The sequence below is a fragment of the Tenacibaculum profundi genome (assembly GCF_052050075.1).
GTDB lineage: Bacteria > Bacteroidota > Bacteroidia > Flavobacteriales > Flavobacteriaceae > Polaribacter.
On record NZ_CP197225.1, the window covers coordinates 2,062,362 to 2,088,571 of the forward strand.

General features: G+C 31.5%; 14 protein-coding genes. 6 read left to right on the forward strand and 8 right to left on the reverse strand.

Translation table 11 applies throughout. The annotated features are described in order from the left end of the window. Positions 1–5 precede the first annotated feature (5 nt). The 3 genes from sprA to ACSIGE_RS08440 all read right to left on the reverse strand — a co-directional run bounded on the left by sprA (position 6) and on the right by ACSIGE_RS08440 (position 10,169). Positions 6–7,220 carry a cell surface protein SprA gene (gene sprA, locus ACSIGE_RS08430; protein WP_440879431.1) on the reverse strand — a complete coding sequence of 2,405 codons (7,215 nt, stop codon included), beginning with the start codon at positions 7,218–7,220 and terminating at the stop codon, positions 6–8. Between the two features lie 5 nt (positions 7,221–7,225). Then, on the reverse strand, positions 7,226–7,807 hold the full coding sequence (gene ruvA / locus ACSIGE_RS08435) for a Holliday junction branch migration protein RuvA (protein WP_440879432.1): 582 nt from the start codon (positions 7,805–7,807) through the stop codon (positions 7,226–7,228). 79 nt (positions 7,808–7,886) lie between these two features. Further along, positions 7,887–10,169: an NADP-dependent malic enzyme gene (locus ACSIGE_RS08440; protein WP_440879433.1), complete on the reverse strand. Its 2,283-nt coding sequence runs from the start codon at positions 10,167–10,169 to the stop codon at positions 7,887–7,889. 841 nt (positions 10,170–11,010) lie between these two features. On the opposite strand from ACSIGE_RS08440, the gene ACSIGE_RS08445 reads away from it, so the two are divergent. Beyond that, positions 11,011–11,610 carry a PAS domain-containing protein gene (locus tag ACSIGE_RS08445; protein ID WP_440879434.1) on the forward strand — a complete coding sequence of 200 codons (600 nt, stop codon included), beginning with the start codon at positions 11,011–11,013 and terminating at the stop codon, positions 11,608–11,610. A 175-nt stretch (positions 11,611–11,785) separates the two neighbouring features. Here ACSIGE_RS08445 and ACSIGE_RS08450 read toward each other — a convergent pair whose 3' ends face one another. Next, the gene (locus tag ACSIGE_RS08450) at positions 11,786–12,592 is read right to left on the reverse strand and encodes a hypothetical protein (protein ID WP_440879435.1); all 807 of its coding nucleotides are present in this window, start codon (positions 12,590–12,592) and stop codon (positions 11,786–11,788) included. 339 nt (positions 12,593–12,931) lie between these two features. Then, a complete protein-coding gene (gene queG / locus ACSIGE_RS08455) occupies positions 12,932–13,861 on the reverse strand; it encodes a tRNA epoxyqueuosine(34) reductase QueG (RefSeq protein ID WP_440879436.1) in 930 nt (309 codons plus the stop codon). Between the two features lie 200 nt (positions 13,862–14,061). Here queG and ACSIGE_RS08460 point away from each other — a divergent pair, with 200 nt between their 5' ends. The 3 genes from ACSIGE_RS08460 to ACSIGE_RS08470 all read left to right on the forward strand — a co-directional run bounded on the left by ACSIGE_RS08460 (position 14,062) and on the right by ACSIGE_RS08470 (position 20,660). Next, positions 14,062–16,629, forward strand: coding sequence for an AsmA family protein (locus ACSIGE_RS08460; RefSeq protein WP_440879437.1), 2,568 nt, complete (start codon positions 14,062–14,064; stop codon positions 16,627–16,629). Between the two features lie 119 nt (positions 16,630–16,748). Next, entirely contained in the window at positions 16,749–19,223 is a 2,475-nt protein-coding gene (locus tag ACSIGE_RS08465) for a DUF5686 family protein (RefSeq protein ID WP_440879438.1), read from the forward strand. Positions 19,224–19,310: 87 nt separating this feature from the next. Continuing rightward, positions 19,311–20,660, forward strand: coding sequence for a DUF3472 domain-containing protein (locus tag ACSIGE_RS08470; RefSeq protein WP_440879439.1), 1,350 nt, complete (start codon positions 19,311–19,313; stop codon positions 20,658–20,660). A 447-nt stretch (positions 20,661–21,107) separates the two neighbouring features. On the opposite strand, the gene ACSIGE_RS08475 is transcribed toward ACSIGE_RS08470, so the two are convergent. Further along, positions 21,108–22,193, reverse strand: coding sequence for a CNNM domain-containing protein (locus ACSIGE_RS08475; protein WP_440879440.1), 1,086 nt, complete (start codon positions 22,191–22,193; stop codon positions 21,108–21,110). A gap of 77 nt (positions 22,194–22,270) precedes the next feature. After that, positions 22,271–22,654, reverse strand: coding sequence for an ankyrin repeat domain-containing protein (locus ACSIGE_RS08480; RefSeq protein ID WP_440879441.1), 384 nt, complete (start codon positions 22,652–22,654; stop codon positions 22,271–22,273). A gap of 496 nt (positions 22,655–23,150) precedes the next feature. Between ACSIGE_RS08480 and ACSIGE_RS08485 the strand changes: the two genes are divergently transcribed. Continuing rightward, a complete protein-coding gene (locus ACSIGE_RS08485; protein WP_440879442.1) occupies positions 23,151–23,732 on the forward strand; it encodes a hypothetical protein in 582 nt (193 codons plus the stop codon). 122 nt (positions 23,733–23,854) lie between these two features. Beyond that, positions 23,855–24,616 carry a cyclase family protein gene (locus ACSIGE_RS08490; protein ID WP_440879443.1) on the forward strand — a complete coding sequence of 254 codons (762 nt, stop codon included), beginning with the start codon at positions 23,855–23,857 and terminating at the stop codon, positions 24,614–24,616. Positions 24,617–24,811: 195 nt separating this feature from the next. Here ACSIGE_RS08490 and ACSIGE_RS08495 read toward each other — a convergent pair whose 3' ends face one another. Then, entirely contained in the window at positions 24,812–25,951 is a 1,140-nt protein-coding gene (locus tag ACSIGE_RS08495) for an ATP-binding protein (RefSeq protein ID WP_440879444.1), read from the reverse strand. Between the last annotated feature and the right edge of the window lie 259 nt (positions 25,952–26,210).

Here is a 26,210-nt window from a genome sequence, read left to right on the forward strand (position 1 = left end):
TATTTTTAATTTCCTAAATTATAAACTAGGTTTAATCCTGCATTAATTGATTGTCTTGGAAATGTTGTTGAAATTGCATAATTAAATGTTTGATGATTGTAATAAAAAGATGCCGTTATGTTTTTACTTAAATTATAATCTGCTAAAAACTTAATACCAAACAATCTTTCCCCACCTGTAACTTGATTATTGCTATCGTCAACATTTCTGATTAACGTAAGGTTGTCTCTCAAGGAGATATCTGCTCTTAAATTAACATCCCCTTTCAACGTCTCTTTTTTCCCAGTAAATCGAGTTACAAATTTAACATCTCTTATCTTATATCCAAATCCAAACACATATTCTGTTCCATTAATATCTGTAATTGTATTATTATTAAAATTTAAAGTTAAACTTCTATCTCTTCTAATCTCTCCTTTAAATGAAAGTGCACTTTTCATTCTAAAATCAACTTTTATTAATGGTGAAAATTCGTCAATTAATGTTACCGATGATATCAATAAATCTGGTTGAAAATTCCCAGAAGTATTTCCTACACCTGGCTCATATTGTAAATTATTGGTGTAATTTCCTAGTGTATAAGATGATTTATATCCGTGAGTAAGCGTAAACGACGAGAAATTTTTCTTAAACCATTTATACTTCATTAAACCATTGTAGCGCAATGTCCAGTTAGGAATTGGTATGTTTCTAAACGGACTCGTACTTACAGCATCAGGAGTTTTTCCTGAATAAGCCGCTAAAAACGCAGGAAGCATTGCTTGTTGACCGTTTTCTTTAAATGCAGGATCATCAGGGTTAACAGGTCTATTAAAGCCAGATTCAGCATAAAGTTTGTTTGCTATTGTTCCTCTGTAATCTCTAAAGTTTTGATATAAAATATCTCCGTCAGTAAACATCGTAGATAACATAAAATGACTAATACTAAAATCTCCTGTTTCAAAAGGCTTAATGGTGTTATTTTGTTCAAAAACATCTTCCCCATTTCCATTTACTCCTGTTTTAATAATATCAAGTTGTTGCGTTAATCTTCTAGTTTGAATTCTATTTCCCCTCAAATCAATGGTGAGACTCTTTAGAGGTTTAACAGAAATATTATAATCTAATTTGGTATTACTGTTTTTACCGTAATTTTTATTATAATAAGTATCATTAGGATTATTGGGGTCTCTAGTAACTAACCATCCATTATCTATAGCGTTCCTAATCATATCTGTCTGACTTCCAAAAACAAATCCTAAAGAAGGTGCTAAACCTCCCCCATAACTATTTCTACCTAAAAACCCAACTGATGGCTTATATCCTTGCAAAAGCGTACCATTATTTTGACTATAACTAATTTTAGCCCTCTTTACAGAGGTTAATACATCATAAAGACCTTTCAATGCTTTTTGACTAAAACTAGCATTTTTCCTCAATTTTAATCTTTCTAAATTTTGGTTTTCGCCTAATTTCAAAGAACCTTTTTTAACAGGTTGCTTTTTAGCTTTTTTAGCTAAGAGCTTATCTAATTTTAATGTTTTATAAAAACGTCCAAAATCTACGGTAGTATTTAGGTTGTGGGTATTGGCATTCTGAATCATATTCCCAACCTTGTCGCTTACATTACCTGTTTCTACCATCTGACCATTAATCTCTTCAATAATTGGACTTTGCGACGCTCCTTGCCAGTCAAAATCTGCTGTGTACCCATAATCTGCCGTTATAAATCCTAAAAACGGAATTTTATTTATAGGCACCTTGTACGTTCCGTTTAATTTCTGGTGGTACGTATTGGGCCTTCCAATGTTGAAAAACTTATCATAAAGCTCCAAATCTTCAGTCTTACCAAAGCTGTCATAAATGAAACTATTTGTTGCATTAAAATTAAGTTGTAATGACTTTGTTAGATCAAAGCCAACCGTGTAATCCCAATCAAACATAAAGTTACGCTGTTTCAACTCTGGTTGTGGAGTCAAACCTTCTATTAAATTTCTTGATCTTTGTGAGCTAAAATTTCTTTTGATCCTTGAATTTACTGAGATAGATTTAGGTACTGGGTTAAAATTCAAGTCTTTGATAAATTTTAAATATTTACTTCCTAAAATCTTAGTCTTTTTAAATGGTTCTATGATAAAAGGCTTGAAATTAAAATTATAGCTTGCTCCTGCCATCAAGTTTTGATTAAGATATTTTTCAATATTATAATCTCTATGGTATTCTTCATTGAAAGAATAAGATGCTGAAAAATTCTCTACGTCGTAAAATTTTTGTTTTTTCTTACTCTCTGGGTTTCTATTCTTTTTAACATTAATGAAACTAATACTTTTTCTACGTGTGTAATCTTGAGCGTTTGCTATATTTTTTCTTGCCTGGACATTATTTGAATTTTCTGCCGCAGTGCGTGCTTGCTCTAATGTAATATCTTGTGATTGAGGGTCAAATTTTGGATCACGAAACTCTTCTCCATAGGTATAATTCATGGGTATTTGCATGTTCCATTTCTTAGGCATCATTTTGCCTAACTGAACATTTGTTGCTACATTATATTGTTTTACCTCTTCAAGACTTCTTTGTTGAACACGATCCTCAACGTTTCCAAAACCAATAGTAGACATTCTTCCACCAACAGAAAAATTCATAACATCGGCAAGGTTAGCATCAGCATTCATAACAGCTGCCCAACCTCCTTTATTATCAAAACCTACCGCTCTCAATTCATTATACCAAACCTCTATAGATTTTGGACTTGGAGATGTATTTTTCACTCCTAAACTAACAGTCCTAATTTGAGCCAAAGTAGGGTTTCCTTTTACCGATATTTTAAGACCATTAGAGCTCGTCCCAGAAAACAAATCTGTAACAGACGAACCTGCAGGACGTTGCAACTTCAACCCTGATAAATCCTCTAAAATCACATCTAAATTATTTTCCTCTGGCCATACTTGGCTTGCTACAGGAGTACCTCCCAAAGCAGAATAAACCAACGGTTTTTCTATTTCATAGTAATTTTCGTTTAAATCAGTCCCCAAACGAATAATAGCAACAGCTCCTGCATCTTGTCCTTGACCTGGATTTGCAACGGGATCTTCGGCGTGCAAAAACATTCGCATCTTTTTATATCGTCGCATGTCAATACTTATATTCTTGTATATTGTGCGAATAGAATCTGCTGGTAGGTCTGTTACTTTTAAAGTAACTGATTGTTCATTTTGCCTTTGAATTCTATTCGTTCCTTGTAATAATTCTCGTTGAATTCCTGGTGGCAACTCGTACTTATCACCATTCTGTTCAATATTAACAACTCCAATTTCAAAATTGTTTAATTGATCGTTAGGAACTGACTGCACGTACCTTCTCCAATCACTTCTTACAAGCTCTAATTCTCCAAAACGCAAAACAACAGGCATTTTAAAACGTGTTAAAAACATTCTTGCAAAACGGATACTATTGAAGTCAGAGATACCGTTTATTGGCGTACCCGACCTAACAGGAATTCTAAATTGATACCATCTGGTTGTTCTTTCAGTTCCATTGGGGCGTGTTACTTGTGTATCTTTTATATCTACAATATGATTAAAACCAATACCTCTATTCAAGTCAACTTTATCTAACGATACTTCATATTCGTAATAACTACTCACAGGATTCATCGTTTGGTCCTTATTAATATCTTCTGTATCTGGATACGTAGTCGATGAAGTTGGATAGGTTTCTGAAGATTGCTCAGGTGTTGGAGAATTTCCTTGCGTATTATTATAATTCTTGTAACGAGATAAAATAGATGCATTTGCATTGTCTAAGTCACCACCTCTAAAAAACTGAAAATTGTCTCCCGCTGGATCTGGAAATTGATTGTAATTTCTTCCTCCTACAGGCACGTTGAATCTTGCTTTTTCTTCACTATCATTTAATCCATCTAAACCAAGATCCTGATTACTCCTTGCTGCAGGGTCTGAAGCAAAAGCATACAAAATTGACGGATTAATTGGAGTAAGCCCCCAAACAGACTCTCTCACGTTACTTCCTACAGTCTTTAACCCATCTTCGGGGAGTCCATTTTCATACTGTTTACTTCCATCACGTAAGATATCTTCTGAAATATTACCTAAATTAATTACCAGCTTACCTACTTGGTTTGCAATATCAGCTGGTTTAATTCCAACAGGTACTCCTTCTTGAGTAGTTAATGAATAATTATCATAAGGATCCATCAGCCAAAATTGAATGTACTCTACATTTGCCTGTTCAAAATTGTTAGTTGTTAATGAGCGCATAATTCCTCCCCAATTATTTTCTGGATTTGTTAGGGTAACACTATTCCCTCCAGGATCAACACTTACCTCACTTGCATTCGCATTAAAATTATAGGGACCTCTCTCTGAAGGATAGTACGCCAGATCTAATGTTCTTACCAAGTTTTGCTGCGTAATATCTAGATCAAGATCAAAAAGTTCCTCAAATCGAATTTGGCGAACCTCATCTCTTGAAAGCTCATTTTCGTCAATATTACTGGGCCTATTAACAGTTCCATAAAACAATTGATCTACGTTGTACCAAGCAATCTTTGCTCTATGATCATTATATGCTATATTGTTATTCTCTTTTCCATCATCTTCAAAGCCTTGCGATTCTGGAGTACTCGCTAAAAACCATTGTTGAGGTGAGTTTAAATTAATCGGAATCTGCGATGCTTCAAAATCGTCTAAATAAGAAGTAGCTGTACCGTTTACATCAATTCCACTAGGCGATCCCGGTAATAAATAAGCCATGTCTGCTCTCACTGAGACTTTAGATGGAGCCTCTGTTTCTACAAAAGGGAGTTTGTTGGCTAACTTCGTTAAAAAAGGCGCCTCTGCTGAGTAATCAAAATTTAACCCCAGCATTACGTTATCTATGGGTTCTCCTCCAAAATTAACTTTAGGCGTAATTGGGCGTTCACTAACATTTAAAAATGTACCTCCTAAAGTAAAATCATCTGAAAATCGGTGTTCTACATCAATACCTATGAACGTCTTTCTTTGTTGATTAAAAAAAGTATTGTTTTCGACGGTCGCGTTAATTGGAATTCCCGAAGCCTCCAGCCCAGGATCAAGAATCTGAACTCTCCCCAATTGATAATCTACCACATAATCTACTCCTTCAACAAGAGTTCTTCCTCCTGCTGTAACATTAACCGACCCTCTTGGAATATTGAAAGCACCCAAAGAAATACCTCTGCTTGTTTCAGATTTATAATACCCTTTTAAAAAGAATTTATCCTTGTTCTGATATTCGTTCTTGGCTTGAATTTTAGTGGTTAAATACAATTCTTCAAATAAAAATTTCTTATCATCGTTTGCATTTATTAGTTCACTATCTAAATATGAATTTGAACCAAATGGCTCTGGGTCTGGAAAAATAATGTATCCCTTTTCGGAATTTACAGTAGACCCCTCTACAAAATCAAAATAACCATCTCCTCCAGTTATCTGATTTTGACTCTGATCTAAACGATCAATATGAAAAATTTGCATTAAGGGTTTCTTTTTTATATCACCATCCGATGCATTCTGCAATGTGTTCTGTAGTATCCCTGTTTCATCATCTCTATATAACAACTCAAAACGAAATCCTTCATTTCTTAGTGGATATGCTCCCAAAGCATAAACATTTTTCATCATTAATTGCCATGTCGGAAATGGCTGAGGTGGCACAGCCCCTGGTCTTGTAGTTGTTAAAATCTCACTTCGTAACAACTTAACTCCCAAGTTCGCAGGTGCTACCACTCCATCGTTAGAAAATTCTCCTACTTTAAAAACAGTCTCGTTTGTTGAGGCTCCAACCACAGTGTATTCATAAGCAACAGCCAACACCTCTCCATCTAGCAACCTGTTATTCAACGAAATAAATCCTAATTGCGGATGTAATCTGTATTCATTGGGTCTTAACTTTCTTGCGTTTTGTAAATATGAAAAGTCTGTTCCTTGCGTAACTCCTGTAATTCCTTCGTTCTCAAAGGCACTTTGCATTGTTGCGATATCTCTTATGCCTCCATTCTCTACTAAGAGCCTATTAAGTTTATTTACACCGTTGTAGGGTAGATTTACCCCATTTGCCTGAATAGGTGTAATGGAAGGATCTACAACCAAATTATTAACAAGATTATTAGAAAGAGGCGTTGTATTTGACTCTCCCAAATCTGCAATTGCAACAATACTTCTAAAATCATCAACTGCCTGTGCTCTATTAGTTTTCCAGACCTCAATTCTTGTAATGTTAATAGGGCTATTAATTAACGGATACTGTGCAAGTGCTTTTTTATAATTTTCTCTAAAATACTGAGCAAGGAAAAAGTGTTTATCATTATCATAATCAGAGGCTCTGAACTCAAATTCCTGAAGAGCTGCTCCTCCTTCAGCAACAACGGTTCTTGATTGTGAATTTTGCTGAGAGAATGCAGCAGTTACTCTCGTTTTTCCAAACTGAAGCTCCGTTTTAACCCCAAATAAGGCTTGTGCTCCATTTATCAAAGAGTTTTTAATCGGCATGCTTATATTACCCGCATCAATACCTTGAATAATATCGTCTTCTGTTGGTGTATACTCAAGCTTTATCAAATTTTGGAAATTAAAGGTAGATTGAGTATCATAGTTTGTTGTTACTTTCAATCTTGTTCCAATTTGAGCCTGTAAACTAGCACTAATCTGTTGGTCGAAATCAAAAGTAAAACTACTTTGCTGATCAATCGATATCTGAGGGTTTTCATTATTTTGATATACCCCACCTAACTTTATGTTTACCTGACCTCTTGGAATTACCTCAACTGTATTTCCTCCAAAGATGGATTCAAAAAACTTAGAATTAACATAATATTTAGGCAGTAAATTTTTTCTCCCCCCTTTTTTTCCGCCCTTTCTATCATCAGCAGCGTTAACTTTTTCTTTAAAGTAAGATGCAATATCTTTATCTAGTCGATACTTTTCATATTCTTTTGGTGTTAAAAAAATAGGAGTACCAATTAGATAATTTCCAATTTTCTCTACAAGCACAAATTTGTTAAGTACTTTATCATATGCTACCTGTAACTCTGACGGATTATTTAAAAAAAGTTTTCCTTTTTGATCATGATTAAAATTGTATTTAAGTGGTATTATGGTATCCATAACTGCACTATTATTGGTAACACTTTGTGAAAACGAAACAACACTTACCAATAGGGCAAGTGCTGTAAATAATTTATTCGTAAATGTATTTTTCAACTTTTTTATAAGTTTTTTAACGCCTGCTTTATAAGCTCTTCTATTGATGCATCAGGCCTTCCCTTTAATATTTTATTGATAACTTTTTCGGCTTGTTTCCGAGCAAATCCTAAGACTTCTAAAGCAGATAACGCTTCTTCTTTATTTGTATTGTTCTGAATCACAGAAACTTCTTCCAATTCAAATACCTTAAGTATTTTATCTTTTAAGTCAACAACGATCCTTTGAGCCGTTTTTGCTCCAATCCCTTTGGCTGATTGAATTAACTTAAAATTCTCAGAAGCTATCGCTTGTTGAATTTCTTCAGAAGTCATTGAGGAAAGCATTGTTCTTGCCGTACTTGGACCAACACCTGAAACCGATATAAGTAACTTAAAAACTTCTCGTTCATTTTTACTAATAAAACCATACAGGGTATGAGCGTCCTCTCTAATAGATAAATGAGTATACAAAAGAATATTTTCCTCATTGGATAATGAAGAATATGTGTTTAAAGAAATATGGAGTAAATACCCTATTCCATTACAATCAATAATAACAGTTGTTGGATTTTTCTCAACAAGCTTTCCCCTTATTTGTGTTATCATTTATCTTTTTTTTCTTAATGACTAATGTAGAAAAATTATTTGTTTTTAAAAATTATCGCTTTTAATGTTTTTCAAAAATCTAAGCTTTTTTTATCACAGCCCTATTCTGAGCATCAACTACAGCTAAAGCAGCCATATTTACCATTTCATCGACACTCGCTCCTAATTGAATAATGTGAACAGGCTTACTCATACCTAGCAAAATTGGACCAATTGACTCTATTTCATTAATTTGTTTCATTAACTTGTAGGTTATGTTAGCTGCATCTAAATTTGGAAATATCAAAACATTTACTTTTTTTCCGTTTAATTTAGAAAAAGGAAACTCTTTAGCTAAAAGCTCTGGATTTAAAGCAAAGTCTGCTTGTAATTCACCATCAACAATTACGCTTGGGTGATTTCTATGGATATAAGATATTGCCTCTCTAATTTTCACTGAACTTTCAGATTTTGTAGAACCAAAATTAGAGAAACCTAGCATTGCAATATTAGGCTTCATTCCAAACATCTTGGCTAATGCAGATGTTAATTGGGTTATCTTAGCTAAATCTTTTGCTGTTGGATTTACGTTAATCGTAGTATCAGACAAAAACATTGGACCTTGCTTTGTTAACATTAGGTTAGCTGCGGCCACCCTAGTAACCCCTTTATCTTTCTCTATCAATTCTAAAATTGGGCGAACAACAGAAGGATATGGTCTTGAATATCCTGTTATTAAAGCATCTGCTTCTCCTGAATTAACCATCATTGCGGCAAAATAATTGCGTTCACGCATCATCTTTTTTGCTTCAAATAAGGTAACTCCTTTTCGTTGTCTTGATTTCCAAAATACTTCTGCATAGCGATTTCTCTTTTCTTCTTCTTCATCTGTTTTTGGATCTAAAATTGGAACTTCATCATCAAAACCTAGCTCCTCTTTTAATTCCAAAATAAGTTCTTTCCTTCCAAGTAAAATTGGAAACCCTATTTTTTCTTCGAATACTCTTTGAGCAGCCTTCAAAACATCTAAGTGGTCTGCTTCTGCAAATACAATTTTCTTTGGATCTTTTTTAGCACGATTATGCAATAATCTTATTTCTTTTGTTCCAGTGCCCGATCGATCCATTAATTCTTCTCTATATTTCTCCCAATCTTCTATAGGCTCCTTAGCTACTCCTGAATCCATAGCTGCTTTTGCTATCGCTGGCGGTATTTCATAAATTAGCCTAGGATCAAATGGTTTAGGAATAATATAATCTTTTCCAAAAGAAAGGCTAATTTCATCATAAACTATATTAACCTGCTCGGGCACTGATTTTTTTGCAAGATCCGCCAAAGCCTTTACAGCAGCTAACTTCATGGCTTCATTTATCTTGGTTGCACGAACGTCCAATGCACCTCTAAATATGAATGGAAAGCCTAATACATTATTTACTTGATTTGGATGGTCTGATCTACCTGTCGCCATGATAATATCCTCTCTTGTTTTTACAGCTAAATCATAGGAAATCTCTGGCTCAGGATTTGCCATTGCAAAAACTATAGGGTTTTTAGCCATTGAAAGTAACATTTCTGGAGTTACCACATTTCCTTTTGAAAGCCCTATAAAAACATCTGCATTATGCATTGCCTCTTCTAGTGAACTAACATTTTTATCGGATGCGAATTCTTCTTTCTGAGAAGTCAAGTTATCTCTATCTTTTCTGATAACCCCTTTACTATCACACATGACTACATTTTCCCTTTTAGCTCCAAGTGCAAGATATAAACGAGTACATGATATGGCCGCTGCACCCGCCCCGTTCACAACTATCTGAACTTCTGCAATATTCTTTCCATTGATTTCTAATGCATTTATTAATGCCGCCGCAGAAATGATTGCTGTACCGTGTTGATCATCATGCATTACTGGAATATCCAATTCTTCTTTTAGCCTTCTTTCTATTTCAAAAGCCTCAGGAGCTTTTATATCTTCCAAATTAATTCCTCCAAATGTTGGAGCAATTGCCTTGACTGTTTCTACAAATTTATCAACATCTGTTACATCTACCTCAATATCAAAAACATCAATATCTGCAAAAATCTTAAAAAGCACTCCTTTTCCTTCCATAACGGGTTTTGAAGCTTCTGGACCAATATCTCCTAAACCTAAAACCGCTGTTCCATTAGAAATTACGGCTACTAAATTACTTTTAGATGTATATTTATATACGTTATTTTTATCTTTTGCTATTTCTAAACATGGCTCTGCAACTCCTGGAGAATAGGCTAATGATAAGTCATGTTGGGTTGCATATTTTTTAGTGGGTACTACGGAAATTTTCCCTGGTGTAGGTTTAGCGTGATATAATAAAGCTTCTCGTCTTTTTCTTGATTCGCTCATAAAAGTGTTGTTTGTATTAACTTACAAATATAAGCTTTGTATTTGAGTAACAAATTCACAACCCGATAAAAGTCATTTTTTATTATCTTACATAACATCATATTTAAACTAAATAACCCTATCTATTTTTTGTATTCCTCAAAGTAATAAAAAACGTTGAACTAAAAAAAATGGAACACAATACAAACAACAGCTAGAAAAACTGATCTTCAAGAAACAATAATTTAAGTGAATGAAATTTTTGAATAAGTTTGTGAGTATACTGGATCGAAACTAATTGGATAACAGCATAATATTATTAGAAACCTAGACATACCTAAAGTTACATTTAAAATACTTTGGAACTCACTTAAAGCACACAAAAATTGTCATGCGATCATTAAAAACGCAACGAAACATGGTAAATATTGCTGGATAATTGCAGACTTTACTATTGACTTAGACGCAAATAAAATCCCTTGCAGTTATATCGCTAGAAGAAAATCTGTTCCGGAAGGTGTTGTCAAAAAGATTGAGCCTATCTACAACACACTTATTAACTATTGAAAGATTAAAAAGTGCAAGATATAGTTATCTCTATTTTCAGATATTTTTAAAAAAAGAGTTTAAAATGAACTACCATAAATTTGATATTGGTCTATTCTAAGAAGAAATCAGAAAAAAGCATAATCAAAAGAGAAGTTCTATTGAAAGAGGATTTAACTGTTTTTTGTAATTAAAAGCCTTTTAACTATTTCAAACATTTAATTATAAGGAACATCAGCAATTATATGCAAAAAAGGTTTCCCTTGTGTTTTTTATTTAATAAAGTTATGTTTGTGTATAATTAAACTTACAAAAAATGAACACAAACCTGTCCCCCCGTCCAACAAAAATAATTGATGAAGAAGTTAAATGGGATAAATCAAAAATCATCATTAGTAAAACTGATTTAAAAGGTACAATTTTATACATGAATGATGCTTTTGAGGAAGCTTCAGAATACAATAAAGTTGAACTTATCGGAGAACCACATAATATTATTAGGCATCCAGATATGCCTAAAATTGTTTTTAAAGTCCTCTGGAATTCACTAAAAAAGGAGGAAAACTTTAATGCTATTGTAAAAAATTTATCAAGGTCTGGCCGCTATTATTGGGTAATCACTGATTTTGAGATCGAAAGAGATGAAAACGGAAAAGCCATTGGCTACACAGGAAGAAGAAAGGCTATCCAAAATAGCATTATTGATCAAATAGCTCCATTTTATAAAACTTTACTTGAAATTGAACAAATCAAAGGAGAAAAAGCTAGTGAGCTCTATTTTGAAGCATTTTTAAAAGAAGAAGTTAAAATGAATTATGATGAATTCGTAGTTAGTTTGTTCGAAGAAGAAAGTAACAAAGAAAAAAATGCTAAATCCATTAAAAAAGGGCTTAATTGGTTTTTCTTTGGTGATTAACAAACAATTAAATATAAATAATATTTTTATAACAAGAATACATGAGTTACCACTCGTTTTTTAGTGGGCTCCTGTATTTGTTAAGCAACCGAATCAACAAAAATCTTTTGAATAGAGCTTTAAAAAAAGAGACTGCTTCACAAAATAAAAAACAATCTCCTTAATTTAATAAATTTTATACTGTTGCCAATTTATCAATCACAGAAGCTTCAATAAGAATAGGCTCTTCATTATTATATGTTATTTCTCCTGAAAAATTTTGTCCGTCGTCCTTTGAAATGATTTGTATTTCTATAACACGCTGTGCAACTCTACCTCCAATAATAAAACATCCACCAGGGTGCCATGGAGAAACCTCTCCATTCCATTGATTTTGAACACTATAAACATTACCCATTACATGAATTGCTTTTACTCCAATAACTCCTTCATTCTCATAAGTCATTGTTCCCAATAAAGTTTTACCATTATCCTCTGAATCCATATCTATAGATACTGGATGTTGTCTATCTCGGGCACCTAAAACAAAAACTCCTTCGGGACTCTGTGAATCACTTATCTCTTCATGCTGGTTTTTTATTTCATATGCGCTTCCCGAAATCTTTTCTCCTTCAAAAAGAATTGATTCTTCTCCCTCGTAAGTTACCTTTCCTATCAAATCTAACCCTTCCGATGTAGCACTTGCTTTTAAAGCAACGACATTCTGCCCATCTCTTCCTCCAATAACCCAATTACCGCCATCATTCCAAGTATCTCCCCATTCATTTTTAACCTTATAATTATTCCCAACAACCTGAACTCCCTTGAAGCCAATTGGTCCCTCGCCTTGATAAGTTATGGTTCCAGCAAGAGTTTTACCTCCATCTTCAGATTTAATATTAACATCTACAATTAATTGATTACTTCTTGAACCTAAAACGTAGATTCCCCCATTCTGAAATGGGGAATTTCCCCATTTGTTTTGAACTTGATAAATTGACATTTTTAACTAAATTTGGTTAATAAATTCCAATTACGAAGAAGAGTAGCAACTAATAAAGAACTAATTTTCAACTACGTAATTGAGAGTACTAAAACTAAATTTAATTACTCAAAAAAACAACTTAGGAATAACTCAAAAAAAACACTTCGCTCATTACCCCCTCAATTCCCCTTAAAAAAAAGCAAACTCAAAAAACTCAAAAACAAACCTTTAACGTACTTTAAAGAAAACAACCCCTAAAACAAAATAGTAAAAACACTTATATAAATTTACACACTAACCCTTATATAATTTTAAAAAATAATACTTCCCTCTTTCTTTTTTGTAAGAGATGTTAGTCTACTGAAGAAATTTTATGTTTCGTTGAAGACCTGAGAATTTAGTCCTCTTAACTGCTGATTTTTTAAATACCTTTCCAAAGGTCTCTTGCGTCAATTCTTGCCAATCCCTAGTATCCATCTCCAACAACTCTTTGTGTGGATTAAATAATGGCTCTGAATGGGGCTTAGAAAATCTATTCCAAGGACACACATCTTGACAAATATCACATCCAAACATCCATCCCTCTGTTTTATTTTTAAATTCATTTGGGATTGCGTCTTTTAATTCAATAGTCAAATATGAAATACATTTACTACCATCAACTGTACTATTGGATAATATTGCTTGTGTTGGACACGCATCAATACATCTTGTACAACTACCGCAGTGGTCTGTTTGAAATGGGTAATCATAAGAAAGCTCAATATCAACAATTAATTCTGCCAAAAAGAAGAAAGACCCTTCTTGCTTTTGTATTAATAGAGAATTTTTACCATTCCACCCCATGCCTGATCTCTCTGCCCATGACCTTTCCAACACAGGGGCTGAATCAACAAAACAACGTCCTGAAACCTCACCGATCTCATCGTTGATTAACTGCAATAATTCCTTTAGCTTATCTTTAATAACATAATGATAGTCTTGGCCATATGCGTACTTTGATATTTTATATTCTTTTGACTTTTGTTGATTTGCTGGAAAATAATTATACGACAATGAAATTACAGATTTTGCTCCTTCAACCAACAACCTTGGATCTAATCTTTTTTCAAAATGATTTTCCATGTAATGCATCTGTCCATGATATCCTTTCTTTAACCACTTTTCTAAACGAGGAGCTTCTTCTTCCAAAAATTCGGCTTTAGCAACCCCACAATTTAAAAAACCAAGACGCTTTGCTTGCTCTTTTATAAAACTACTATACTGATCTCTTAAGGTATCTCCCAAAACTGTTTCTTTTTTGCAAAATTATCAAAACTTTTACTTTTATACTTTTCTTATTATTTTGTTTGCAAATAAATACAGACCTTTGTTCGTTATGTATATGTTATCTAAACTATTTCTTGCTAATAACTTTTGTAAGTAATAATTATAGTATAACTTTAAGGATGTGAATCCATTTGTCGTTTAATTTAAAATCTAAATGTGTGAAAAAGTTTTATAAAGCTATCTTAGGAATTATCTTTTTTTTATTTCTTTCATTGTTAATTGCCCCTGTACTATTTCAAGATAAAATTATTTCTTTGGTAAAAGAGGCAGCAAATGAAAATTTAAATGCGAAAATTGATTTTTCAGATGTTAATCTTAGCTTCTTTAGCGATTTTCCAAATGCCTCGATTGGTATCGAAAATATTTCCGTAATAAATACGGAGCCTTTCGAAGGAGATACATTAATTTTTGCCAAAGATATTAATGGAACCATAAAACTTACTGATCTTTTTAGAGAAAAGAAGAGTTTAAATTCTTTTTCAATTAATAATGCTAAGATTAATATTCTTACAAACCTACAAGGGATTGCAAATTATAATATAACTAAAAACACCACAAACAAAAAAACTGAAAACTCAAAACCTTCTTCTTTCGAATTTTCGATCGAAAGTTACAGCATAACAAACTCTAAAATAAAATATTACGATGAAAAAAGTAAGACAATCGTACTTTTAGAAGATTTTAACCATAATGGAAAAGGAGACTTCTCACAAAAAAATAGTGAATTAAAAACAATAACAAGTAGTTCTGTTTCTATCGCAATGGAAGGCACAAACTATGCCAAAGAACAGAAAATATCACTTGATGCTCTATTGGGAATGGATCTGGTAAATAATAAGTTTTCGTTTCTTAAAAATGAGGCTAAATTAAATAATCTTCCTTTGATTTTTAATGGTTTTGTTAAGTTAAATGATCGCAATCAAGAAATATCTATAAACTTCAAAACTCCTTCTTCAGACTTTAAGAACTTCCTAGGATTAATTCCAGAAACTTATGCAAAAAACGTTTCCAATGTAAAAACTTCGGGTAATTTCAGTGTTTCTGGTAAAATAGAGGGTATTCTTGATCAAATAACAATTCCAAATATAAATATTGCTTTAAGTTCAGAAAATGCCTCTTTTAAATATCCCGAGTTACCAAAAAGTGTAAAGAATATTTATATTAATACAACTATTAAAAATACGACAGGTAAAATAGATAATACCTTTGTAACTATTGATAATTTATCTTTTAAAATTGATGAAGATGTTTTTTCTGGTAACGGTAATATTCATAATTTAACAACGAACCCGTTAATTAATGCCAAGCTAAAAGGAACTTTAAACCTAGCTAACTTGACTAAAGCCTACCCTGTTAAATTAGATAATGAACTAAGTGGTATTCTTAAAGCCAATCTTCAAACAAAATTTGATGTTAATGCTATTAAAAATAATATAATTAATCGTATCAAAAATAACGGAACAGTTCAAATCAATGATTTCTTGTATTCTTCGAATGATATTGTCAACTCTATTAATATTAAAAAATCCAAAGTTAATTTTACTCCAGAAAAAATTTCATTAGATGAATTTCAAGCCTATACAGGTAATAGTGATATAGATGCTACTGGACAAATTAACAATCTTCTTGGTTTCTTACTGTCTGATAAAAAACTACAAGGGACTTTCAATGTAGCTTCATCTAATTTCTATATCAGTGATTTCATGGAAGAGAACAACGAAGAAATTCAAAAAAAGCAAACAAGTGAAACATCAAGCAAAAGTTCCTTGAAAATACCAGCCTTTCTTGATTGTAAAATAAATGCAAATGCAAAAAATGTATTTTATGATAATTTAACTTTGTCAAACGTTAAAGGAACTCTTTGGTTGAAAGATCAGAAGGCTACTTTTAAAAATATAAAAGCAGGAATTTTTAATGGCCAAGTCTCTTTGAATGGAGAAGTAGATACTCGAAAAGAACAACCAACATTTTCTATGAAACTTGGTGTTGATTCATTTGATATTTCTCAATCTTTTAATGCTATGGATTTACTACAATCATTAAGCCCTATTGCTGGATCAATGAATGGAAAACTTAATTCTGACATTAGCTTATCCGGTAGTTTAAACGATGATTTCACCCCAAATCTAAAAACAATATCGGGAAAGGCTCTTGCTCATTTACTTGACACTAAAATTGACCCAAAAAAGACAAAAGCTTTGAGTTTATTGGATGGGCAGCTATCTTTTATAGATATGACCAAATTAAATTTATCAGATATCAAAACCAAACTATCCTTTGAAAATGGAAAAGTGAATGTAGCGCCGTTCAAACTTAAATATAAAGATATCGGAATTAATATCGGTGGAAGTCATGGTTTTGATCAAAGCGTTAATTATAATTTGACTCTTGATGTTCCAGCTAAATATTTTGGGAGTGAAGTTTCTGGGCTTTTAGCAAAACTTAATAAAAAAGATCAGAATATGTCTGTTCCTGTAACAGCCAAAATTACAGGAAATATGTCCTCTCCAAGTGTCCAAACAGATCTAACTTCTTCTACTTCAAAATTAACTAAACAATTAATTCAACAACAAAAAGAAAGTTTAGTTAACAATACTATTGGAAATTTACTAGGTGGATCAAAAAAAGATTCTACTAAGAAAAGCCCAAAGGATATTAAAAAAGAAGCTGTAAACAAAGTTAAAGATGCTTTTGGAGGTTTGTTTGGTAAAAAGAAAAAAAAATAACTTTTTTATTACACATTAGATTTTTGTTAAAATCTTATTTTAAAGTCTCACTATGTTAAACTAACATTCTTATATAGTAATGACTATAAAATTTTTATATTTAAAACAAATTAAATCTAATGGATTTTTTTGAAAAATTAATAGTCACTTTTACTTTACTTATTTTATCTAATTCAACTTTTGGGCAATTGATTGGAAAAGTATCAGATAAGCAGGGTAACCCAATACCTTTCGCAAGTGTTTATTTAGAAGGTAGTGTTACAGGGACGACAACAAACAATAATGGTAATTACTCTCTTGAAATCAAAAAAAAAGGCATATATACAGTTGTTTTTCAATTTTTGGGATTTGAAACTCAAAAAAAAGAGTTCAATTTCAGTGGCTATACAACGCTTAACATTATACTCCTTGAAGAACAAATTTCATTAGAAGAAGTACAGGTAAGCTCTAAGGAGAATCCTGCTGATATAATAATTCAAAAAACTATTGATAACAAAAAACTAAGTAAAAGTAAATTATCTAAGTATACAGCTAATTTCTACTCAAGAGGTATGTTAAAAATAAATAAAGCTCCTCAGAAATTTTTAGGAAATGAAATCGGCAATTTGGGAGGTAATTTGGATTCTACAAGAAGCGGCATCATATATCTTTCTGAAACCATATCAGTTATTAAGCATCAAAAAAAAACAAAAATATTTAATGAACAAATCATTGCCTCAAAAGTTGCGGGAGAAAATAATGGGATTAGTTTTAACCAAGCCGAAGAAGTAAATTTCGATTTTTATGAGAACTCTTTTAATTTAGATGATACCGAAATGATATCACCGATTGCAAATAACGCTTTTGGTTATTATAAATACAAATTAGTAGGCACAATTTATAATAAAAACGGCAGACTGATAAATAAAATACAACTCATTCCTAAACGTAAAAATGATCGTGTTTTCTCAGGGCACATATATATTGTCGAAAATGACTGGGCAATCTACGGAGTAGATGTGCTTGTTTCGGGTATGCAGGCAGGAATTCCTTTTGTAAAGGAATTAAAGATTAAACAAAATTACAACTATGTTAAAAAATTTGATATTTGGGCTAAAACCACTCAAATAATTGATGTAGATGCTGGTATATTCAAATTTAATTTTGAAGGACGCTTCTCAGCAACATATTCAAACTATAATTTCGCTCCCAATTTTGATGATTCGACCTTTACAAATGAAGTATTGTCTTTCTCAGAAAATGCCACAAAAAAAGACACTTCATATTGGAATAAAACAAGACCAATCCCCTTGACTAAAGAAGAGGTTTCAGACTATCAAAAAAAAGATAGTCTTATGATTATTAAAAAATCAAAAAAACACCTTGACTCTATTGATAATAAACAAAATAAATTCAAGTTATTGAATATAATTACAGGCTACACCTTCCGAAACACTTATAAGAAATGGTCTGTTTCACTTTCATCTCCAATTAAAAAACTTGCATTCAATACCGTTCAAGGTTGGAACTCTACTATTGGTATAGGCTATAAGAAAAAGTATGACAACAAAGGAAAACATTTAAATATTGGCCTTAATACTAACTATGGTTTTTCAGATCAAAGGCTAAGACCTTCTGGATTCCTATCCTATAAGTGGAACAATAGAACATATCCGATTTTATCATTTTCAGGAGGAACTACTATAACACAGTTCAATACTCAAAATCCTATATCTCCGCTTTGGAACACCATTAGCTCTATTTACTTTGAAAGGAACTATATGAAAATTTACGAAAAGACTTTTGCTAAAATTTCATTCTCACGTGAAATAGTTAATGGAGTTCATCTATTCTCAAACATTGAATACGCTAATAGAACTGCTTTATTTAATACTACAAATTACGTAATGTTCCCAAGGAAAAACATTAGTTATACCTCCAACAATCCCGAGACTCCCTTTAATTTTGATACTTCTTTTGAAGGCCATAACATATGGTCTATTAACATTAATGCAAAAATTCGTTTCGGACAAAAATATTTATCGTATCCAAACCAGAAAATAAAACTAGGAAATTCAAAATATCCGTCTTTGAATGTTGGTTTTCGAAAAAATTTTGGCGCTTCTAATACTGAATGGAATTCTGACCTTGTGTTTTCTCAATTATCTCAGGATTTTGCTATAGGTCACTGGGGGATTATTGCTTATGAAGCCAAAGGAGGCACCTTCCTTAAGAAAAAAAATATTCAATTTATAGATTATGTACACTTTAATGGGAACAGATTATTATTTGCCCCTAACGATAATTATGTTGACAACTTTCTTGCACTTCCCTACTATAACTTAAGTACTAATGATAAATATGGAGAATTGCATATGGAACACAATTTTAAAGGTGCTATATTAAACAGAGTTCCCTACCTAGATTTATTGAAATTCCATTTGGTAGTAGGCTCAAAAGGATTGTTTACAGCAAACAACAGACCTTATTCAGAGTTTTCATTTGGTTTGGATAATATCGGTTTTGGAAAGTGGCGCTTTTTAAGAATCGATTTTGTACGCTCTAACTTTAATGACAACACCGAAAATAGAATCATAATTGGAATACGGCTTTAAATAGCCTTTGGGCAACCATTCCTTAAAAAAATTAAAACACTAGTAAACAGAACTTTGTATATTGTAAATCAAAAAAGTTTATTAGTTATGGTTACCATCAACAAAATTAAAATTTCCCGTAGCCTTTTTGTGGGAATTCTCTTTTCTTATATTTTTTTTTCTTGTTCAGAAGAAGAAGGAAAAACACCCACTAATGAAACCTCGAACTTACTTGAATTTTCTGAAACTCTATCTGTAGGAGCTAATGCATGGCTAGTTAATGGTGATATGAGAAACCGCGAAATTATTAATGAATTAGGAATTTCCAATTGGACAAAAGCATCAGATAAATTTCGAATTTATTTTAAAACAGCACATTCTGGCGACTTAAACGTTGGGTTAAGGTTAAAAACCAGAGCCAAAGGTACTAAACTCAAGTTTAGTCTTGATAATCAGGTTAAAGAAATTATAGTTAACAATACTTCAATTGAAGACATAGAAATTGGTAAGTTTTCAATTGCTGAACCTGGCTATAAATACATAGAAATAAGTTGTGTCGAAAACAAAGGAACAAAAATAGCTGATATTTCAAACTTACTTTTAGGAGGCGATGCTGCTAAAGAAATTGACTTTATACCTAGTAAAAGCATCTATTTTGGAAGAAGAGGACCTTCAGTTCATATGAGCTATGAAATACCAAATAACAAGCAAGTTACTTGGTTTTATAATGAACTAAAGGTGCCTAATAATCAAGATAAATTAGGCTCATTTTTTATGGCTAATGGATGTTCTGAAGGATATTTTGGAATTCAAGTAAACTCTAAGACTGAGAGACGAATTTTGTTTTCAATATGGAGTGCCTACTCAACAGATAACCCCAACGAAGTCCCGGAAGATTTTAAAGTTACTAATCTAGGAAATGGGGATGATGTAACTGTACAAGACTTTGGAAATGAAGGCTCAGGAAAGCAATGTTTTAAAAGGTATTTTTGGAAATCTAATACAACGTACAAATTTTTACTTAAAGTAACACCATCAAAGAATAATGCGACAATTTATACAGCTTTCTTTTTTTCTCCAGAAAAAAAGAAATGGGAATTTATTGCAAGCCTAAGAAGGCCGAAAACAAATACATATTTGAAAAACCCTCATTCATTTCTAGAAAATTTTTATACAAGCACAGGTGATCAGACTAGAAAAGTTTTCCTTTCAAATCAGTGGGCATATACTACCAGTAATCAATGGATTGAATTAAAAAATGGTAAATTTACCGTTGACGCAACTGGAACGAATAGAGATCGATTAGACTTTCAAGGTGGTACTGAAGGATCAATGTTTTTCTTGAAAAATTGTGGTTTTTTTAATCTACCCACAAGTCCTTATACCAATTTTTCAAGAGAACCAACAAATAAAAAACCAAATATTAATTTTGATAATTTAGCAAAATTAATTCCTTAATTTTTAAAAATCATAGAAATAATCGTTCTTCTATTTTGAAAGCTTAAACTATTTAAAAAGCAGCATTTTAAGCAATAGCTTAATCTTTTAATTGTTAAAAAATTAAACACTTCATTAATCCATGAAAGACATATATCCTATATCATTTCAAGTAAATTTATATTGGTCATGTTAAATCTAATCTATTTTGTGTACCAATCTAGTATTTGAATAATTTAACACACAAATTATATCATTCCTCAAGCCTAATTGTTTGTATTTATTGAAGAATCATCTATTCAACTTTAGGTATTTATTCCTTCTAACAACAATATGGTAATCTTGAGCAAGATTAATTTTTAAGTATTAAGAAAAACAAGTGATTGAACTGATAAAAGTAAACCATTTTTTATCTTTTCTAACACATTATAACACTGTACAATTTTAACATGTCACTATTAAAATATTTTACTCATTCTCTTTTTTGATGATCCCAAGTCGTTTTGCTCTTTCTTCCCAGTTCTTTCTTGCAAAGCTCTGTAAATCTGCTACATTATCACTTTCATCCATTATTTCAAAACCTAATAGTGTTTCAATAACATCTTCTTGGGTAACCAATCCACTTACTGCTCCAAACTCATCTACCACCAAAGCCAAATGCTCTCTTTTCTCTATAAGTCTTTCAAACAAATCAGGAATAGATAAGTCTCGCTTCGCGACAATAATTTCCCTTTTAATATTTTTTAATGGTTCTTCTCCTTTTCCATTTACCAATGACAACAACAATTGATCTTTTAAAAAGTACCCCGTTATATTGTCTGTTTTTTCTGCATAAACAGGAATTCTAGAAAATCGTAACGGTTGATTTTCATCAAAAAACGATTGAATTGTTTGATTTTCGTCAGCTGATTTAAGGACTGTTCTCGGCGTCATAATATGATTCGCTTGCACTTCTTTAAAACCGATCATATTACGTATTACCTTACTTTCATTCTCCTTAAAAACACCTTCTTTCTCTGCAATATCAGTCATCACCGTAAAGTCTTCTCTACTGAGGACACTCTCGCCATGACCTCCTTTTTCTCCAATTAACTTTGTTGTCAATTGTAATATCCATAATATTCCTGTCCATCGTAAAGGAAATATAAGAATTTTTAAAGCTTTGGCTGTAAAATTAGCCAGACCTTTCCAATAAGTTGCTCCAATAGTTTTAGGAATAATTTCAGAAACCACCAAAATTAAAATTGTCATAATAGCTGATACTATTCCAACAACATTTATTCCTAAGATTTCAAATTTATAAGGAAGTTGTTCTGCTTGTACACCAACTAAAATTGCACCAACAGTGTGTGCTATCGTGTTTACAGTTAATATCGCAATTAATGGTTTATCGACATCTTTTTTTAATGCTTCTAAGTCATCAGCATAATTTTTACCTTCTTTCTTTTTTACATTTACAAATGTTGGCGTTACACTTAACAAAACAGCCTCTAAAATAGAACATAGAAAAGAGAAAAGTATTGATAGTGTCGCGTAAATCAGTAATAAAGTCATATTTATTAATTTTTAGCTAAAATAAATAAAAAAGACCGTCCTACTGGACGATCTTATAAATCAATTAATTAAATTTATTATTTTTCTAGTGCTTGCTTTAGTATTGCATGAGCTTCATCTGCTTTAGACATTTTCGCATACTCTAAAGCCGTATATCCATTTGAAGATTTAGTATTTAATTTTGCTCCTTCTTTAATTAGGAGCTTTAATATTTTAACTTGATTATAACGTGCTGCGTACATAATTGGGGTCAATCCAAGCGATTTTCTATTGATATTAGTTCCATTCTTTATAAAAGCCTTTACGCTTTCATAATTTCCTGACCTAATCATTTTACAAAATGTACTAGGACCTTTAAGGTCTGCTTTATATGATTCATAAATTTCACTTTTATTTGTTGAGGCATTTACTGATGTAAATGAAACTAAAATGATAAAGGTGGTTAATACAATTCTTTTCATGGTTGTAATTTTAATTTTATAATATATCTAAAAGACTCTTCACTTTTTAAAATGTTACATATTAAACAATTAGTTAACAATTATTTAGCATGAATTAACATTTTCGAATACGCATCCTTTATTTTTATAGTTACCCCTTATTTAACTATTATCAAAAGTGAACTCTTAGCTTATCCTAAAAACTTAAGAGTTAACACCATAAAAATTTCATTTTAGAAAAAACAATTATCAAGTTTCTAACTTACCAAAAGCAAAAAAACAAATAAACACCTGTAAATAAGGGTTTTATTTTTTATTTTTTAATATATTTAACAGAACTTATGTTTTTCGGCTACTCTTTTAGATGCATATAACATTTGAACATAGCTATTTTAGTATTAGCTCTTATTCAGGAAACAAAAAGCTGCCATAAAAAACTAAGGAAGAAATATTTATAATTCAACATGAAAATTGTTAGTACATAAAGAACTTAATAATAACTTATAAAAATAAAAAAATGAATGCATTAGCTACGCAAATACCTTGGTGCTGGATAATTCCCATAATAGTTGGAGTTATATGCGCTTTTTTGGGTTATCTTTTAGGAAGATTATTTAAAAGCGATAATTCTGGTGACAAACGCGAATTAGATGAATTAACTTCAAAACTAAAATCTTGCGAAAGCCAAAAAAACTTTCTAAAATCAGAGTTAGAAGCACAAAAAACAAAAAGTTTTGAATTAGAAAAAGGATTATCGTCTAAAAACAATAATATTACCAAAGTGTCTGTTAAAGAAAAAAGCTTTGATTCAGCATTAGCTAAAACTGTATTTGGAAAAAAAATAAAGCATAATGATCTAAAAATAATTGAAGGAATTGGGCCTAAAATTGAAGGTTTATTTCACCAGTTTAATATCAAAACATGGAAAGATCTTTCAGAAACTTCAATAGAAAAATGCCAAGAAGTATTAAATAGCGGTGGCGATCGGTATAGAATACATAAACCCGGAACATGGCCCAAACAGGCCAAACTAGCTTACGATGGAAAATGGAAAGAACTTCTTGAATGGCAAGATAAACTAGATGGCGGAAAAATCTGACCAAAATCATTAAAATATCAATAGTAAAACCTTACACCTGTAAGGTTTTTTTTATCTATATTAAAATTCAATCTTTGATTATCATTTTTAAATTATTTTTGATCCTAACTAAATTTTATTAGATGAAAATCATTGATCTATCAAAACCCATAAAAAACAACAAACAAGATCCTTGGTTTATGAAGGTAAAAATTAAGCATAAACCGCATAAAAAAGCAAAATGGTTGATTCGTTTTTTAGGACTCCCTTTTAAATTATTTCCCAAAGGATTTTCTGGCTGGGCTGACGACACCATTCAAAAAATGGGTGTTCACTCTACTACGCATATTGATGCCCCATGGCATTACTCACCTACAACAAATGGAAAAAAATCAAAAACTATAGATGAAATTCCTTTGGAATGGTGCTTTGGAGAAGGCATTGTTATTGACATGAAGCACAAGCCTGATTTTGAAGTAATTACAGTTAAGGATATCAAAACATACCTATCAAAAAACAAACTGGCATTAAGAGAAAACATGATTGTTTTAATAAAAACTGGTCGTGATAAGTTTAATGGAACAAAGGACTTTCATAAAAAAGGGACAGGAATGAGTGCAGAAGCAACAGAATGGTTAATTGATCAAGGAATCAAAATAATGGGTATTGATGCTTGGGGATGGGATTTACCTCTTCCCTACCTAATTAAAAAAGCGAAAGAAACCAATGATCCAGAGTTATTCTGGGAGGCTCATTTGGTTGGAAAAAATAAGGAGTATTGTCACATGGAACAATTAGTAAATCTTGATGCATTACCTCTATCAGGATTTAAAGTTGCTGTTTTTCCTTTAAAAATTGTTGGTGCTTCAGCTGCACCTGCAAGAGTAGTTGCCATGCTTGATTAAATATTTAAAAACAGCTATCCTACTTGTCTTTTAGGCCATCGAAAAAAGAAATCGATTAATAAACATAAATAGTAACCAACAATCGACATCGTTAAAATTTTAATATTATTGCGGTTCATAAAGTTTCTTATTTCTAAAACTAAACTTGAAAAGAAGTATAATTTTAATACGGTAAATAATCTCTAAAGCTAGTTTTTAATTATATTTTACCTTACGAATAACTCGTAAAACTTCTTTGTATTCTATATATGTCTTTTTTCTCTCCAAGCTACGGATATAAGTTTTAACTTTTTTTAATTTTTCAGCAGCTTCTGAAAAGCCATTTATATAACAGATAAGATAAGATGTAGGTATTTTGAGAAGATCTTCACGCTCCATTGCTGATAAAGGTATTTTTTTTTCTATTTTAGAAACAAGCGAGTTATTACTATTATAAATATGATGCAATGCCTTTCTGTCAAATTGGGGAGGTTTAAACAAAAATTCTGTAGCAATATCATGTCGTCCATTTTCCTTGAAATTAATAATCGTTTTCTCTAAAGGATAATACTTATACTCCTTATCAATACCAAGTAATATATATTCGGTAATGATAAAACAGTTTTCATTAAACGAAATTTTCACCTCATCTAAATCTGAATAAAACAACCTAACTTGCTCGTTAATCAACTCTATATCCACCCTCGAAAAATATTCTTCTCCGTTAACTAAGGATTTTTTACCAGCCCAACACAAAACAAATTGTTCACTAAAAACCTTATATTGTGGGTTATACTCTTTCTTATGTCGATTATAAAAGTCAAAGACCCCATTTAAAGTAAGCTCTATATTATTTCTTGCATGTTTTTCAATAGCTTCCACAATAGGCTTATTAGTATTTGTTAAAATTAATTCATCTTCAACAGGTAAAGAATTACTACCTACTCTATAAAAAATAGTGTTTTTGGGGTACTTCCAAGCTGTTTTTGATAATGAGGTAACCTCCTTATTTGGAAAAATAGTAACTAATCCAATTACCTTATAACGAGGCAATCTCGGAAAATGAACATTTTCATAACTAATTTTGGGTGGGTTGACAAGATATGCATTGACTAAGTTTTGAATCTTGCTATCATCAAAAAAATCAACTCCAATAATTTTATTTTCCTCATCCTGTACACCTATTACTATATAGGAATTATTATCAGGATTCGAATTTGATAACGCACAAACATGTTTCACAAACTTTGCTTTACCTTCTCTTGATTGTAGAGATAGCTTTTGTTTCTTATCATAAAAGCTATTCTCATCATTTTTTGAAAGTAAACTTTTTATTAAAAGCCTTTTATTAATCATATTAGGGTAATTTATATCCTTGACTCTCTACAAATAAAGCGAACTGATTATCTTTTTTTATTTCAATTATAAAGCTATAAATCATAACAGATTATTTATTTGGACTTGATCGTCTTTATAATAAGCATAAACAGTTGATATGTAAATTTTTCAATATTTACTATACACTCTTAAAAATGTACCCAATAAAATTATTAAATACTTTCGACTTAACTTCTATATTATACTGAATACTAGATCACTTAGACACTAATTGAGT

Bases quoted from the DNA above. Each gene is read 5' to 3' on its own strand.
- ruvA (WP_440879432.1), bottom strand. From the start codon at position 7,807: ATGATAACACAAATAAGGGGAAAGCTTGTTGAGAAAAATCCAACAACT.
- ACSIGE_RS08440 (WP_440879433.1), bottom strand. From the start codon at position 10,169: ATGAGCGAATCAAGAAAAAGACGAGAAGCTTTATTATATCACGCTAAA.
- ACSIGE_RS08445 (WP_440879434.1), top strand. From the start codon at position 11,011: ATGAACACAAACCTGTCCCCCCGTCCAACAAAAATAATTGATGAAGAA.
- ACSIGE_RS08450 (WP_440879435.1), bottom strand. From the start codon at position 12,592: ATGTCAATTTATCAAGTTCAAAACAAATGGGGAAATTCCCCATTTCAG.
- ACSIGE_RS08465 (WP_440879438.1), top strand. From the start codon at position 16,749: ATGGATTTTTTTGAAAAATTAATAGTCACTTTTACTTTACTTATTTTA.
- ACSIGE_RS08470 (WP_440879439.1), top strand. From the start codon at position 19,311: ATGGTTACCATCAACAAAATTAAAATTTCCCGTAGCCTTTTTGTGGGA.
- ACSIGE_RS08475 (WP_440879440.1), bottom strand. From the start codon at position 22,193: ATGACTTTATTACTGATTTACGCGACACTATCAATACTTTTCTCTTTT.
- ACSIGE_RS08480 (WP_440879441.1), bottom strand. From the start codon at position 22,654: ATGAAAAGAATTGTATTAACCACCTTTATCATTTTAGTTTCATTTACA.
- ACSIGE_RS08485 (WP_440879442.1), top strand. From the start codon at position 23,151: ATGAATGCATTAGCTACGCAAATACCTTGGTGCTGGATAATTCCCATA.
- ACSIGE_RS08490 (WP_440879443.1), top strand. From the start codon at position 23,855: ATGAAAATCATTGATCTATCAAAACCCATAAAAAACAACAAACAAGAT.
- ACSIGE_RS08495 (WP_440879444.1), bottom strand. From the start codon at position 25,951: ATGATTAATAAAAGGCTTTTAATAAAAAGTTTACTTTCAAAAAATGAT.